This is a genomic window from Citrobacter sp. Cpo142 (genome assembly GCF_030332425.1).
Classification (GTDB): domain Bacteria; phylum Pseudomonadota; class Gammaproteobacteria; order Enterobacterales; family Enterobacteriaceae; genus Citrobacter; species Citrobacter portucalensis.
Window position 1 is genome coordinate 1 of sequence record NZ_JAOWHW010000117.1, and the last position, 13,813, is coordinate 13,813.

The following is a 13,813-nucleotide window of genomic DNA, read 5'->3' on the forward strand; positions in this document are numbered from 1 at the left end:
AATACGCAGCATGGTCTCCAGCGGATAGGGCCGTCGGCCATTGCCCGCCTTGGGATAAAACGGCTCGATGACAGCGGTCATATTCTGCCATGGCAGAATCTGCTCCATGCGGGAGAGGAAAATCTCTTTTCGGGTCTGACGGCGCTTAGTGCTGAATTCACTATCGGCGAAGGTGAGTTGATGGCTCATGATGTCCCTCTGGGATGCGCTCCGGATGAATATGATGATCTCATATCAGGAACTTGTTCGCACCTTCCCTAATCAGCGCCAGTATCAGCAAACTAGTGCCACCCTAAGTAGTGCGAATACAATGGCAGATGCTTACAAAGAAGGCAGCGGCGATAGCAACAAGAAAAAGCACAAGTCTAAATTAGATAAGTTTTTTGGTGATTAATTTTCGGTGGGTATAATGAAAAAACTAATTGCGGTTTTTATTATTTCTTCTGCACTGATTTCTAACTATGTTCAGGCAACTACTAAAGTTTCCGAACCGCATATTAACTCAGCAAAAAAATCAGGTGCGAAACAGTGGAAGGGAATGAAGTTAGAAGTAACTAAGAATGGCCTTACAGTAGATGGTAAACCAGCAGCGGTATCAGAAACGAATACGGAGGCGACTGTATATCAGCAAGGGCTGTTTTCGTATGTCGTTTATGTAAATGGCAAGATTGCTGTGATGGATGATAAAAACCAGTTTCAGGGCTATGCAAAATAAGATTTGGCTTATCGACTGAAGTTATTAAGAGAATTTGGATAAGTTTCACAGCACAATAACATAATCTGAAATTTAAAGAAGCATGTGAAAGAAGTAGTAGGATAATTTCTACAGCCTCCAACCATCATCGGAGGCTTTTTTTACGGATAAAAAGAAACCATCAGTCTAAATAACATGCTTAACATGCTCCCCGTTGATTAAGGCTAGCGTTCGACCCGTTGAACTCACAGCTCATAGCGGACCTCAGCGGCAATAAAAGCTTTACCATCCAAGTTTGCTAATAGCGGTAGCGCTGGCGTGAAAAACTTGGATTGTTGTTTAAAACTCTTCCCCAAAACTAAAAACAAAGTTTAGATAATCAATGAGTTGTAAAAGGCAGTTACTGACTGTTTTTGAAAGTAGAAAGCCTGATAATTTCAGCTTTATCAGATGGTTGCTGTGATTTTGACAATGTAATGCTGCGCCCCACATGGGTTGGGTTGAAGCGGCTGACCTGATTGTTAAAGGTATGGAAGGCGCAATCAACGCCAAGACCGTAACCTATGATTTCGAACGTCTGATGGACGGCGCTAAGCTGCTGAAATGTCCAGAGTTTGGTGACGCGATCATCGAAAATATGTAATCCAGATTCTGGGTTGTATGAGAACGGGAGCCGAGAGGTTCCCGTTTTTTTGTGCACAGAAAATCCCAGTTAGGCTGGGGGTTCCGGAAAGCTTTCAGCTTTGGGCCAGTTATTAATATCCCTTTTGATTTGTTAAAACACCTTGCGGTCTGGCAACTGCAAGGGTTAAACAAGAAATCAAAAGGGGGTCCCAATGGGGGGCGAAAAGAGCTTAGCGAACACCCGATGGAACTGTAAATATCATATAGTTTTTGCGCCCAAATACCGAAGACAAACATTCTACGGGTAGAAACGTAGGGCGATAGGCAGCATCTTAAGAAAGCTGTGTGAACGGAAAAGCGTGCGGATCCTGGAAGCTGTGCAGATCATATCCATATGCTTGTGGAAATCCAGCCCAAAATGAGCGTATCCGGCTTTATGGGGTATCTGAAAGGTAAAAGCAATCTGATGTTGTATGAGCAGTTTGGTGATATGAAGTTTAAATACAGGAACAGGAAGTTCTGGTACAGAGGTTACTACGTCGACATGGTAGGTAAGAACACGGCGAAGATAACTGTCTGCAGGAGTACATCAGGACGCAATGCCTGAATTAACTGAGCCAGCTTAATTGCGGATTTCTTTTACCTGGGTGTCCAATCAATTAAGCACAGTACAGTGACATTATCATGCGTCATGTCGCCGCAGTGTTCCGCATTAACTATGACTGTAGCCCGATGTGGTGATCTTTCATGCGGGTTTGTCCCTTATGCCTGCTTCTACGGGGCTGAGTGTAAGAAACCGGACTACTAGTTCAACTATCATTATATTAATGGATTATTGTTCTCAACATCTTCCATGTATAAAAGCGTATCGTCAACAGAGTAGTAATGCCGTTTGTTATCATTGACATCCGTAACCCATCGGAAAACGCCAGCATTGATAAGTGTTGCAGTATATTCGCGAAATGTGGATTTCCCGGAATAATGAATCTGGGCTGCTTTTTTTACTTGTTCCGGGTTCTTGTTTGTGCTGACTTTCAATAAGTCTCTTTTCCCTCTTATTAATATTACTTCATCATTTTCTGTAACAACTCTAATGTTATCAGTAGCCAGGTAGTAAATATAATAAGCAATATTCTGGCGTTTCAGTTCAGAGTAAAACCACGGAAAGTTATGTTCCTTTCTCACTTGCTCAAACATCTTTTCAAGAACGTCAACCTGATCCATCAGGATTATAACCTATTGTTAGTCATGAGAGCGTGTAGTGTGCACGATCGGTTTTATCACTTCAATCTGGTCTGACCTTTTGGTACGGACAGCGGAGCCATGAGAGTAATTGCGCGCAGCCCATATACGCGCGCGCACTTGGTGCATGCAATTATTCTTTTGCTGAAAGTTTGTACGGAAATACATGCAGAGCGTTTGCTGCTATGGGATAAACGCCCAGGCCTTCTGTTCTGGCTTTGATTTCCTCGAAAGAGAGTGAAGGGGAGGGTTCTCGTCCGCCCCACAGATTAATGCCTTCAGGAACATCGTCCCGGCTGTACTCCTCGGCGATCTCGATGGTTCCGCCACTATTCAATTCGATCACGACGCTTTTCCCGTCAACAGGAATGAGGTTACCGTCATTGTCTGTGATAAAGATTTTCATTTTCTTACCTCTTATTAGTACATGTATATGATAACAAAATTGGAAAGAGGGATGTCACTATTGTCTTGATCTCTTTAAGGATAATTTTATTTAAAAATCAATTTGTTATGTTGTGGTTTTGGAAATGTGACTCGACGCATGGCGACTTTTGTTTCTGTCTACCATGCTCTGTAGAGATAAATTAGAACACGTCAATGCTCATCGCAACGACTGATCAGTTTTCGCTACAGGACATGAGAATGCGCAAAGCACTTTTACCGGTAACCGCTGCGGTGTGTCTTTTTTTGATCGGTGTTTTTATTCTTAATATGCAGCTTTGGTATTCATCTTCGACAGAAACCCTTGGAGGAGCCCGATATGCCGTTAAAAATATGGATAACATACTTGATGAAGCTTTCCAGGCAACCCGTACCGCAAGGCATATTGCTGAAAAAAAATGTGATCTGGAGGGACAATACCAACTTGGAACCGAAGCTGCACTTCGCCCTCATTTGCGAACGCTGATCATTATCCGGCAGGGGAAGGTTTGGTGTACGTCATTGCCGGGGAATAGGATTTTACTTAAGCAAATCCCCGTAATTGCTGATACAAATCTGTTGCTGACTCCCGCAAGAAATACGGAAAACGAGATACCTGTTCTGCTGTATCAAACTCGTTTTCAAACCAGTCGTATTATTGTCACTATTAGTGGGGTGCATATTCGAGGGGCTCTGAAAGTTCCGTTAAAGGGAGTAGCATACTCATTGCTTGTGGGTGACGCAGCACTCGGTTTATTGGGCGATGTAAAAACCGTTACAACAAGCGCACGTGCGTCTGGTCAAGTTAATTCCGCAAAGTATCCGTTCAGTATTATTTATAATAAACCGCCACTGTTTAGTGCAAAAAGACTGGTTACACAGGGTTCAGGGATTCTGGTTTTTATCCTGTTAATGTCTTTTGCAGCCGCTTATGCCATTGATAAGTATCTGAACAAGAACGATACCCCTGAAGAAACGTTGCGCAGGGCGATAGTAAAAGGAGAGATCGTGCCTTTTTATCAACCTATCGTAAATGGTCGCGAGGGGACGTTACGCGGTGTTGAAGTGCTGGCCCGATGGAAACATCCAAAAGCCGGGTATATTTCTCCTGCTTCCTTTATACCTGTAGCGGAAAAATCAGGCCTGATAGTGCCACTAACTCAAAGTCTGATGAGGCAGGTCGCGGCGAATATGAACGCCATTGCCAGCAAACTGCCATCCGGCTTCCATGTCGGCATTAACTTCAGCGCATCCCATATCACATCCCCTACATTCGTGCAGGAGTGCCTGCATTACAGGGATAGCTTTAACCGCGATGACCTCAATCTGGTAATCGAAGTTACTGAGCGCGAGCCGTTAGATGTGGATGAAGATCTTGTGCAGAGGCTCAATATCCTGCATGAGAATGGCTTTGTGATTGCGCTGGATGATTTTGGTACGGGCTATTCTGGGCTTTCTTATTTGCATGACCTGCACATTGATTACATTAAAATCGATCAGAGCTTTGTGGGAAGGGTAAATGAGCTTCCCGATTCAACCCGAATTTTGGATTGTGTTCTCGATTTGGCGCGCAAGCTGTCTTTAAGCATCGTTGCTGAAGGGGTTGAAACGAAGGCTCAGCTTGATTATCTCAACAAAAACAACATTGTTTTCCTGCAAGGGTACTATTTCTATAAACCAGTAACCTTCACTGAGTTCGTCATGATTCTGCTGTCAAAGCCTAAAGTGAAGGTTTTTGTCGAATAAATACAAGATAACCTAATTGATGAAAAGTGAGCATGAAATCTGCTTCGGTAGCAAAAATCCGACGATTATCTTGATCGTGAGGCAAATCTCGGATTCTGTTATTTAAAATCTATACCCTTATCGATGTGGTGGTTATTTGTGTTTTCATATACAGCAACTGGATAATGGTATGGCAGATATAACATTCGCGATGGAGCGTGATTCAAGTCACAAAGCGGCGAAAAATAAGTTGGATGTGCGAAGCAAAGCGAAGAACACAAATCGCAATCAGCTTGCGATTGCCGCAGTCCTGTTTTTAGGCGGTATCGTCGGGATTATTGTTTTGGCATTATATCTAATGGTGCAGGAAGGGGTATTTCTGTATTAATTGTTTAAATATTCTTATATGTTAAAATAAGATGATGATTATATTTTGTGTCTTCTCTCAGTAATATTCTGCTGGTCGGGGTATTAGTGTGCCCCGACCAGCAGGATCTTATAAAATTAGAACTGATAATTTAAAGATACCCAGTAGTTACGACCAGGGTTTACGTATCCGGTAGTGGATTGTGCAGTCTGATAATAATCACCTGCGTAGGTGCTATTGCGGCCCACCTGGTACAATTTGACCTCACTAAAGTCTTTATCCAGCACGTTATTAACTGCCGTATTAAGCGTCAGATCTTTGGTCAGCTTATAAGACATCCCCATGTCGAGAACGGTCCAGGCTTTTAAATTAGCACCTTTATCGTCATAGACGGCCTTTTGTACCGCGCTGAGGTTGTCGTAATTTTCGGTAAAGCGTGGGGCTTTGCCGCGATAACGTGCGCTGAGCCAGGCGTTCATATCTTCCGTTGCCTGCCAGTTCAGACGGGCGTTAGCCATATGTTTTGGTGTGTAACTTAATGGCGCGCCTTTATTGTCACCATCTTTTTGCTTGCTCTGAGTGTAGGTGTAGTTGAGAGATAAGGTCAGCACATCCGACCATAGAGGGAAGGTGCTGGCAAATTCAACGCCATCGGTCCTTGCCTTGCCGCTGTTGGTATAGCTGTTGGTATTATCATCGATAGAATATGAGACAATTTTATTTTTGTATTCGGTATAGAAGCCGGTAATGTTGGCGTTAAGCCCGGCGTCGTTCTCGTAATACAGCCCGGTTTCGTAGCTGATACTTTCCTCAGGTTTGAGGTCCGGGTTACCGACCGTATTCACCGTTCCCTGTGCGGTTACACCGCTGATCCCGTTATGCAACTGGCTTAGTGATGGTGCTTTATAACCTGTCGTTACGCCGCCTTTGAGCGTCCAGGCGTCGGAAACGTCCCAGACCATATAGGCACGCGGGCTGAGATGACCGCCAAAGACATCGTTATGCTCATAGCGTGTTCCTGCGGTTAAGGCCAGCGAGTCGAGAATATGCCATTCATCTTCCGCATAAGCTGCCCACGTTTTTTGATGGAACGTCTCGCCGGTATTGGCCAGTACCACACCATCTTTCATCCGTGCATCCCAGTATTCTCCGCCAAGGGTTAAGAGGTGTGAATCACCTAATGGCGTCAGCAGCACTGAGTCAAGAATGACGTTGGTGTTCTTCAGTTCACGCGCGTCACCGGCCCGGCCTGCGTTCTCTGGCGTGAGTGCGGAAGATACCAATTGCCGGCCTTTGTTTTCGGTTTCATTCCAGCCGAGGGAGGATTTCCAGGTGCCGAACGTTAAGGCTGTATCGTGGCCGAGGGTCACTTTGTTACGCTCATAGCGTAGCGTTTTATCATACCCCCCTGTCAGGTTACCCAACTGCCCGTCATCGTTGTCATAGCGCTGTCTTGCGGAGTCGAGATCTAACCACAGTGTATTGTTCTCATTGGTTTTCCAGTCGAGGCGCGTGCCAATATTATAGTTTTCCGATTCGGTAGGATAAGGTACGCGGGTGGAGGAGGTATCGCTGAGGGAGGTGACGCTGGAACCCTGACGCTGGGTTGTGCTCCCCCGAACCTGCATATCCAATACGCCCGCAATCAACGGGCCGCTTGACCAGAAGTTGGCGACCGTACTGTTACCCCATTTATTACTCCCTTGCAGGTTAACGCCGGTATTGATGGAAGTGCTCCATTTATCGGTGCTTTTTTTGGTGATGATATTCACCACGCCACCGATTGCGTCGGACCCATAAAGCGTCGACATCGGGCCGCGGATCACCTCAATATGATCGATCGCCGCCAGTGGGGGCATAAAGCTGGTATTCATGGCAGAGAAACCGTTTGGCGTTACGTCGCTGCTGCCGTTTTGACGAATACCGTCAATCAGGATCAAGGTATAGCTGGCAGGCATGCCACGGATGCTGATCTCCAGACCGCCGGTTTTACCGGTGCTGCTTTCAACATCTACCCCTTCAACAGAACGCAGGGCTTCACCTAAGTCATTATATTTATTGGTTTGTAACTCTTGCTGAGAAATAACAGAGACGCTGGCGGCGGCATTGGTGATTTTCTTTTCATAACCGGAAGCGGTTACCACCATGACATCTTCAGCAAATACCAGGGGGCTGGAAAATCCTAAACAGGACAGAACGACAGAGGCAACAGGTTTTAAACGCATAGTCAAACTTCCTTTGTTAAAAATTCAAAGGCAGTAAGATAATTGATGGAAATGATAATACAAATAATTATCATTACAAATTTACATAACTTGTCACTTCTGGTGTTTTTCTTGAATAAATATACATAAATTGTCATGAGTTTTAGATAAGGAATTAGCAGGAAGGAACAATAGTCCGCACAGGCAATTATTAGTTCGGGATTAATATCCCCGTGAATAAATGGCGAGGGATTAATCAATTTTCTGAGATTCACATCGTACTCATAACGGAGTATCAGAAAAAAGTATGATAATTTTAGAAAATCGTCATACTTTTCTGCGCCGCATCATTTTTTTCGTCATTTCTGTCCGCCATAATCCCTTCCCCAGGAGACTGCTTAACGTCGGTAAATCGTTATGCAGCATAAAAATAACGTAAATCTGGATAACATAATGATCAAAGGCAAGCTGGCACTGCTTACGTGCGCATTGACTCTCGCATTAACCTCACCACTTCTTGCCGCGCAAAATGCGAGCGAAGGGCAGACGTTAAAACTGGCAATTGGACCAGAACCAACGGAAGGGTTTGACCCGATGCTGGGCTGGAGTCATGGCAGCTATTTGCTTTTGCATGCACCATTATTAAAACAAAATGCAGATATGAGCTGGGGAAACCTGCTGACGGAAAAAGTAGAGACCAGCGCAGACGGCAAAACCTGGAAATTGACGTTAAAACCTGACCTTAAATTCTCTGATGGTTCCCCGCTAACCGCTGAAGATGTGGTGTTCACCTATAACAAAGCAGCAAAAAGCGGCGGCAAAATCGACATGGGAAACTTCACCCATGCCAGCCTGAAAGATAACCGTACGGTAGAAATTACGCTAAATAGCCCACAGAGCACCTTTGTGAATGTGCTGGGTTCTTTGGGTATTGTTCCGGCGAAACGGTATGACGAAAAAACATTTGCCAAAAATCCGATTGGCGCGGGTCCTTATCGGCTGGTGAGTTTTCAGCCGGGGCAGCAGTTGATCGTTGAGGCGAACCCCTGGTATGCCGGTAAGAAAAATGATTTCAGTAAGCTGGTGTTTGTCTTCCTTGATGAAGATAACGCTTATGCCGCAGCGCGCAGCGGCCAACTGGGACTCGTACGTATCGCGCCGTCGATGGCGGTCGCTCCTCAGCAGAAAAATTTGAAACTTTGGGTACGCGATAGCGTGGAAAACCGGGGCATTGTGTTCCCCATGGTTCCTGCAGGTAAAAAAGACGCCAATGGCTATCCGATCGGGAACGATATCACTGCCGATGTTGCCATCAGGCGCGCCATCAACTATGCCATCGACCGTAAGCAGCTTGCCGATCAGGTCATGGAAGGTCATGCGATTCCTGCGTATAGCGCGGTGCAGGGGCTGCCATGGCAGGGGCAATCTGTTGCGTTCAAAGATGGCGACAGCGAAAAAGCCCGCACTATTCTGGAAGACGCCGGCTGGAAGGTGGGTAAAGACGGCATACGTGTGAAAGACGGTAAAGAGGCTCGTCTGACTTTATGGTATGCCAGCGGTGACAGTACGCGCCGGGATTTAGCTGAGGCCGTACGTGCGATGCTGGAACCGGTGGGAATTCAGGTATCACTACAGTCCGGAAGCTGGGAAACCGTTGAGCGTCACATGCATGCGAACCCGACGCTATTTGGTTGGGGAAGTCTGGATCCGATGGAGCTGTTCCATCATTACAGTAATCAGGCCGCGGGCGTGGAATATTACAATCCAGGCTATTACAGCAATCCTGTTGTTGAACAGCATCTTAAACAGGCTATCGATGCCCCGGACTGGCAAAAAGCGTTGCCTTTCTGGCAACAGGTGGAGTGGGATGGCAAGCAAGGCGCTGGCGTGCAGGGCGATGCTGCCTGGGCATGGCTGCTGAATATTCAGCATACCTACCTGGCAAATCCGTGTATTGACTTAGGCAAAGGCGCACCGGAGATTCACGGTAGCTGGTCACTGCTCAATAATCTGGACGAATGGACCTGGACCTGCCGTTGATGAAGTCTGTTGTGGGCCATTTTCTACGGCTGATAGTGTTATTAGTGCTGGTTGCGGCTGGCACTTTTGTGCTGCTCAGCTTTTCTCCAGTCGATCCGATTCGCGCTTATATTGGCAACGATCTCCTGCATGTGCCGCCGGAGCAATATGCACGCATTGCTGCTCGCTGGGGATTGGACCAGCCGCTATGGGAGCGTTTTGGTCACTGGTTTTTACGGGTATTGCAGGGCGATCTCGGCTATTCCATGTTGTTTAATGCGCCGGTTGCCAGCGTGATCAAGGAACGCTTTTCCACCTCGTTTGCGCTGCTTGGCGGCGCGTGGCTACTCTCCGGCATATTGGGAACGGCAATGGGGTTTGTCGCGGGTCGCTACCTGAATCGCTGGCCGGACAAAGCAATCTGTCGCCTCAGCTATCTGCTCTCCTCGTTGCCGACCTTCTGGATTGGCATGTTGCTGCTGGCGTTATTTGCCGTGCGCTGGCCGGTATTTCCGGTCTGCTGCGCATGGGAGCCGGGTAACAGCGGCGATATGGCCATGCTTCCCGAGCGTCTGCGCCATCTGGTGCTTCCCGTTTGCGCGCTCAGTTTGCTGGGACTGGGACAAATTACGCTTCATACGCGGGAAAGCATCGCCAGCGTAATGAAAAGCGAATTTGTCCGTTTTGCACGTTCCCAGGGAGATAAAGGCTGGTCACTGTTACGCCATCAGGTTCTGCGTCATGCAATTACGCCTGCGCTGTGTTTGCAGTTTGCCTCACTGGGAGAACTGCTGGGAGGTGCACTATTGGCCGAAAAAGTCTTCGCGTATCCAGGACTGGGGCAGGCCACCATTGATGCCGGATTACGCGGCGATCTGCCGTTACTGATGGGGATTGTGTTGTTCAGTACCGTACTGGTGTTCATTGGCAATTCGCTGTCTACCTGGCTTGTCCGTATGTTGAACCGTGCTCTGGAGCGACCTGATGCTCTATAACCCGACGCCGACGCTAATTCGTCTTTTGTTCTCTTTCAGCTGCCTGTTATTCATTGCAGTATATGGTGCCGCAATGCTGGATAACCCGTTGAGCGTTAATCTGCTTGCCCGTCATCTTCCACCTGATGCGATGTATTGGTTTGGCACCGATAATCTTGGTCGCGATCTGTGGATCCGTTGTTTTCAGGGGGCACTAACCAGTCTGCAAATTGGTATTGGTGCGGCATTGTGCAGTGGCTTGATTGCGTTAATGATGGCGGCGGTTTCGCGCATACATCCGCGTCTGGATGTGCTTATGCGCCTTATAACTGATGCCATGCTGTCGATGCCGCATCTGCTGTTGCTTATTTTGATCTGTTTTACGCTGGGCGGCGGGAAAAACGGGGTAATCATGGCGGTTGCACTAACGCACTGGCCGCGTCTGGCGCTAATCCTGCGTGCTGAAGCGCAGCGCGTGGCCCACAGTGACTATCTGACGTTGACCTGGCGTCTGGGGCACGGCCATTTTTACTGCTGGCGGCATCACTATCTACCGGCGTTGTTACCCCAGTGGCTAACGGGAACATTGCTGATGTTTCCCCATGCAGTGTTGCACAGCGCGGCGTTAAGCTTCCTCGGTTTTGGACTGGCACCGCATGAACCGTCGCTGGGCCTGCTGCTGGCGGATGCGCTGAGGTTTATCAGTCATGGCGACTGGTGGTTAGTGCTGTTTCCTGGACTGATGCTGTTCAGTCTGGTGATGTTATTCGATCAGCTCGCAAGGGCGGTGCATCGTTTATGGTTACGAGGTGACGCATGTTGAGTTTAAGGCAGGTCTCACTGGACGTGGCGCGTTATCGCTGGTACGGCGCGAAAAACTGGTCTTCGCTGTTGCAGGATATCTCTTTCGACGTAGCGCCTGGTCAGATGGTGGCGCTAGTTGGAGGAAGTGGAGAAGGTAAAAGCCTATTGCTGCAATGTCTGCTCGATCTCTTACCAGACAATTTGCGTTTCAACGGCGTTATTACCCTGGAAGGTAAAACGCTGGACAGTGATGACATTCGCAAATGTCGTGGCAATACCTTTAGCTACGTCCCGCAAGGTATTCAGGCACTTAACCCGCTGCTCTCGATTGAAAAGCATCTGCGCAGGGCATGCCAGCTTTCTGACCAGCAATGGAGTGCCGGAAAAATTGAACGATTGCTCCAGCGTAGCCGACTGGAAAGTCGCGTATTAGATGCTTTTCCGCGTCAGCTTTCAGGCGGTATGGCAAAACGTGTTCTGGCCTGTCACGCGTCTCTGAGTCAGGCTCGCTATATTCTGGCGGATGAAATTACCGCCTGGCTTGATGCACCTCTCGCTAATCAACTGCTTGAACAGTTGCGTGAGCAATGTGAGCAAGGGGCTGGCGTTTTATGGGTAACGCATGACCTCACGCTGGCGGCCCGCCATGCGGATCGTATTGTCGCTCTGCATCAGGGAAGGGTGTCGGATAACGTCAGCCGGGAACAGCTGTTACGCGGAGAGATTAGCGAACACCTGCAACGACAATGGCGGGCGCTGCCTGAAAGAAATCAACTTTTTGGAGAGCGCGATGCTGTGCTGTCGTGATGTAACAATCCGTCAGGGGGAAAAGGTTCTGTGGCAAAATCTGACCTTTTCTCTACGCCCTGGAGAACGTATTGGGATTTGTGCGCCCAGTGGAACTGGCAAAACGACGCTGGGGCGTGTGCTGGCGGGCTGGCAGAAACCAACTTCCGGTGACATTCTGGTTGATGACCAACCTTTGCCGATGCACCAGTATTGCCCGGTGCAACTGGTGCCACAGCATCCGGAATTAACTTTTAACCCCCGACGCAGCACCGGTGATGCGGTGTATGATGCATGGCGACCGGATGCTGCAATGCTTACCCGTCTTCACATCAATCCAGAGTGGTTAACCCGCCGTCCCGGACAACTTTCTGGTGGTGAACTGGCGCGAATTGCTTTACTTCGCGCGCTGGACCCGCGGACACGTTTTCTTATTGCCGATGAAATTACTGCCCAGCTTGATCCTTCTATTCAACGGGATATCTGGGCGCTGCTGCTTGAAGAATCTCAGCGTCGGCCATTGGGTATGCTCATTATCAGTCATCAGCAGGCACTGCTTGATCAGATCTGCACGCGAGCGCTACTCTCTTAGGTCTCTTTCGCATTTCAGGCAAATAACTAACGTGATCGTAAAAACTATCGCTGTGGCTGCGCTAATGTACGGGGCGGGTGCTTTTGCAGCACATGCTTCCATTCAGGTGGGTTTTTCACCGGAAGGATCGGCTCGGGCTTTAGTGCTGGATTCAATCAACCATGCGCAGCACAGCATCGATATGATGGCTTATTCATTTCAGTCTGCAGATATTGTTCATGCATTGGTCAACGCTGAAAAGAGAGGCGTTGTGGTTCGGGCTGTTATCGATAAGAAACGAAACCAGGGTAAGGTGAGCCAGAAGGCCATCGCTTTTGCTGCCGCGAATGGGGTTGATGTTCAACTGGATGGTCACTACCACATCCAGCATGACAAGGCAATGATTATTGATGGCGACACGCTGGAAACCGGTTCGTTCAACTTTGCCAAATCCGCAGAATTTGCTAACTCTGAAAATGTGTTAGTTATTCGTGACGAACCTGCCGTTGTTGCGCAGTATCAGGCCCATTTTGACAGCCGTTGGAAAATCGCGCACCAGAGCGGTTAAATGTTTCACAACGCCGTTGATTTAAATGTGATGTTATATTATAACATTTCACTCGCAATTGATTTGAGGGTGAAATTTTGGCTATTCGTTTTAAGAAACTGACAATCGCTCTGGGGATGCTTTTAGTCAGTAGTTCGGTTCTGGCGCATGGTCATCATTCCCATGGTGCGCCAATGAGTGAAGCAGAACAAAAGGCGTCTGAAGGGGTATTTGATGATAACCAGGTGCAGAACAGGGCGCTGACCGACTGGGATGGCATGTGGCAATCTGTCTATCCGTATCTGGTCAGCGGCGAGCTTGATCCGGTGTTCAAAAAGAAAGCGGAGAAAGATAAAAGCAAAACGGCAGAACAAATCAAAGCGTATTACCGTACAGGCTATGCAACCAACGTAGACACTATCGGTATTGAAAATGGCGTGATGGAGTTTCATACCGGGAATCAGGTTGCATCATGTAAATACGACTACGCCGGATATAAGATCCTGAATTATAAATCAGGCAAGAAAGGTGTACGGTATCTGTTTGAGTGTAAAGCTGCTGACAGTAAAGCGCCAAAATATGTGCAATTTAGCGATCATATTATCGCGCCGCGTAAATCGAGCCACTTCCATATCTTTATGGGAAATACCTCGCAGGCAGCCTTGCTTGAAGAGATGGAAAACTGGCCTACCTATTACCCTTATCAGTTGAAGGGAGAAGAGGTTGTGGATGAGATGCTGCACCATTAATCCGGGCTAACCTTATCTGTACACACCCGTCACCAGTGGCGGGTTTTTTAATTCATAACCTTCTCTTTCCATCACCCGATGCAT

The 13,813-nt window shown here is 47.7% G+C and carries 15 protein-coding genes and 2 pseudogenes; 13 read left to right on the forward strand and 4 right to left on the reverse strand.

Annotation, left to right across the window (positions count from 1 at the left end; genetic code table 11):
• Positions 1 to 189, reverse strand: a 189-nt coding sequence (locus OGY18_RS12430; RefSeq protein WP_043001733.1) for a transposase, incomplete at its 3' end; no start/stop codon positions are given.
• Here OGY18_RS12430 and OGY18_RS12435 point away from each other — a divergent pair.
• From OGY18_RS12435 to tnpA, 4 genes and pseudogenes are all read left to right on the forward strand, one after another.
• Positions 188 to 394 (forward strand): hypothetical protein, encoded by a 207-nt coding sequence (locus OGY18_RS12435; protein ID WP_286553199.1) that lies wholly within the window; start codon positions 188 to 190, stop codon positions 392 to 394. The genes OGY18_RS12430 and OGY18_RS12435 overlap by 2 nt on opposite strands.
• A 15-nt stretch (positions 395 to 409) precedes the next feature.
• The gene (locus OGY18_RS12440) at positions 410 to 715 is read left to right on the forward strand and encodes a hypothetical protein (RefSeq protein WP_186336555.1); all 306 of its coding nucleotides are present in this window, start codon (positions 410 to 412) and stop codon (positions 713 to 715) included.
• 466 nt (positions 716 to 1,181) lie between these two features.
• A pseudogene (locus tag OGY18_RS12445) lies at positions 1,182 to 1,337 on the forward strand (NADP-dependent isocitrate dehydrogenase); the annotation flags it as partial.
• A gap of 193 nt (positions 1,338 to 1,530) precedes the next feature.
• Positions 1,531 to 1,889 (forward strand): annotated as a pseudogene (tnpA, locus tag OGY18_RS12450) (IS200/IS605 family transposase); the annotation flags it as partial.
• A gap of 248 nt (positions 1,890 to 2,137) precedes the next feature.
• On the opposite strand, the gene OGY18_RS12455 reads toward tnpA, so the two are convergent.
• A complete protein-coding gene (locus OGY18_RS12455) occupies positions 2,138 to 2,542 on the reverse strand; it encodes a DUF1398 family protein (protein WP_063941460.1) in 405 nt (134 codons plus the stop codon).
• 151 nt (positions 2,543 to 2,693) lie between these two features.
• Positions 2,694 to 2,966 carry a hypothetical protein gene (locus OGY18_RS12460; RefSeq protein WP_063941461.1) on the reverse strand — a complete coding sequence of 91 codons (273 nt, stop codon included), beginning with the start codon at positions 2,964 to 2,966 and terminating at the stop codon, positions 2,694 to 2,696.
• Between the two features lie 239 nt (positions 2,967 to 3,205).
• Between OGY18_RS12460 and pdeG the strand changes: the two genes are divergently transcribed.
• Positions 3,206 to 4,729 (forward strand): cyclic di-3',5'-guanosine monophosphate phosphodiesterase PdeG, encoded by a 1,524-nt coding sequence (pdeG, locus tag OGY18_RS12465; RefSeq protein WP_148362094.1) that lies wholly within the window; start codon positions 3,206 to 3,208, stop codon positions 4,727 to 4,729.
• A gap of 169 nt (positions 4,730 to 4,898) precedes the next feature.
• Complete coding sequence (locus tag OGY18_RS12470; RefSeq protein ID WP_003832412.1) at positions 4,899 to 5,096, forward strand: hypothetical protein; 198 nt, start codon at positions 4,899 to 4,901, stop codon at positions 5,094 to 5,096.
• A 116-nt stretch (positions 5,097 to 5,212) separates the two neighbouring features.
• Here the strand turns inward: OGY18_RS12470 and OGY18_RS12475 are convergent, their stop codons facing one another.
• Positions 5,213 to 7,300, reverse strand: coding sequence for a TonB-dependent receptor (locus tag OGY18_RS12475; protein WP_286553202.1), 2,088 nt, complete (start codon positions 7,298 to 7,300; stop codon positions 5,213 to 5,215).
• Between the two features lie 396 nt (positions 7,301 to 7,696).
• Between OGY18_RS12475 and OGY18_RS12480 the strand changes: the two genes are divergently transcribed.
• From OGY18_RS12480 to zinT, 7 genes are all read left to right on the forward strand, one after another.
• On the forward strand, positions 7,697 to 9,319 hold the full coding sequence (locus OGY18_RS12480; protein WP_191236220.1) for an ABC transporter substrate-binding protein: 1,623 nt from the start codon (positions 7,697 to 7,699) through the stop codon (positions 9,317 to 9,319).
• Positions 9,319 to 10,293: an ABC transporter permease gene (locus OGY18_RS12485; protein ID WP_148362681.1), complete on the forward strand. Its 975-nt coding sequence runs from the start codon at positions 9,319 to 9,321 to the stop codon at positions 10,291 to 10,293. The genes OGY18_RS12480 and OGY18_RS12485 overlap by 1 nt, the downstream gene beginning before the upstream one ends.
• Positions 10,283 to 11,095: an ABC transporter permease gene (locus tag OGY18_RS12490; RefSeq protein ID WP_003832419.1), complete on the forward strand. Its 813-nt coding sequence runs from the start codon at positions 10,283 to 10,285 to the stop codon at positions 11,093 to 11,095. Before OGY18_RS12485 ends, OGY18_RS12490 begins: the two co-directional genes overlap by 11 nt.
• Positions 11,089 to 11,883 (forward strand): ATP-binding cassette domain-containing protein, encoded by a 795-nt coding sequence (locus tag OGY18_RS12495; RefSeq protein ID WP_126956065.1) that lies wholly within the window; start codon positions 11,089 to 11,091, stop codon positions 11,881 to 11,883. Before OGY18_RS12490 ends, OGY18_RS12495 begins: the two co-directional genes overlap by 7 nt.
• Entirely contained in the window at positions 11,867 to 12,454 is a 588-nt protein-coding gene (locus OGY18_RS12500; RefSeq protein WP_003832423.1) for an ATP-binding cassette domain-containing protein, read from the forward strand. The genes OGY18_RS12495 and OGY18_RS12500 overlap by 17 nt, the downstream gene beginning before the upstream one ends.
• A gap of 31 nt (positions 12,455 to 12,485) precedes the next feature.
• Positions 12,486 to 13,001, forward strand: coding sequence for a phospholipase D family nuclease (locus tag OGY18_RS12505; protein ID WP_286553205.1), 516 nt, complete (start codon positions 12,486 to 12,488; stop codon positions 12,999 to 13,001).
• 77 nt (positions 13,002 to 13,078) lie between these two features.
• The gene (gene zinT, locus OGY18_RS12510; RefSeq protein WP_003832427.1) at positions 13,079 to 13,729 is read left to right on the forward strand and encodes a metal-binding protein ZinT; all 651 of its coding nucleotides are present in this window, start codon (positions 13,079 to 13,081) and stop codon (positions 13,727 to 13,729) included.
• The last annotated feature ends 84 nt before the right edge of the window (positions 13,730 to 13,813 follow it).